Genomic DNA, 792 nt, shown 5'->3' with positions numbered 1-792 from the left:
ATCTATCAGGTCAGCCCGCTGATGGGCTCCAACATCATCATCGTGGTCTTTGCCGTGGTGGTCGTCGGCGGCATGGGCTCGATCCTCGGCGCCATCATCACCGGCTATGTGCTGGGCCTGGCCGAAGGGCTCACCAAGGTCTTCTATCCGGAAGCTTCCAGCATCGTCATCTTCGTTATCATGGCTATCGTCCTTCTGGTGCGACCCGCCGGACTGTTCGGGAAGGAGGCCTGATATGGCTGATACCGCTCTTAAAGCAACGGCTGCAAGCCATAGCGCCACCCCGGCCCGCAAACCGGCGATCAACAGCCTGTCGGTCGCCATCCTCATCGTCGCCATCGTCGCACTCGCCGCAGCACCCTTCGTGGTCTATCCGATCTTCCTGATGAAGATGCTGTGCTTTGCGCTGTTTGCCTCGGCCTTCAACCTTCTGCTGGGCTATACCGGCATTCTCTCGTTCGGCCATGCGGCCTTCTTCGGCGGCGCGGCCTATATCACCGCGCATACGGTGAAGGAATGGGGCGTGACGCCGGAAGTGGGGCTGATCCTCGGCATTCTCGCCGCTGCGGCGCTTGGCCTCGTCATCGGCTATCTGGCCATTCGCCGTCAGGGCATCTATTCGACGATGATCACGCTTGCGCTGTCGCAGATGTTCTTCTTCTTCTGCCTGCAGGCTTCCTTCACCCATGGCGAGGACGGCTTGCAGGGCGTGCCGCGCGGATATCTGTTTGGCTTCATCGATCTCAACAATCCGATGAACATGTATTACTTCGTGCTGGCGCTGTTCGTGCT

Annotated in this window: 1 protein-coding gene and 1 pseudogene; both read left to right on the top strand. The window is 59.6% G+C overall.

Going from position 1 to position 792, the window contains the following annotated elements:
* Window positions 1–234, top strand: a pseudogene (locus tag JAU75_RS23880) (branched-chain amino acid ABC transporter permease); the annotation flags it as partial.
* A 1-nt stretch (window position 235) separates the two neighbouring features.
* On the top strand, window positions 236–792 hold a 557-nt coding region (locus tag JAU75_RS23875), incomplete at its 3' end, for a branched-chain amino acid ABC transporter permease (protein ID WP_199058951.1).

Source organism: Ochrobactrum sp. Q0168, assembly GCF_016427605.1.
GTDB lineage: Bacteria > Pseudomonadota > Alphaproteobacteria > Rhizobiales > Rhizobiaceae > Brucella.
The sequence above is the reverse complement of the archived record's forward strand: the minus strand, read 5'-3'. Positions and strand labels throughout refer to the sequence as shown.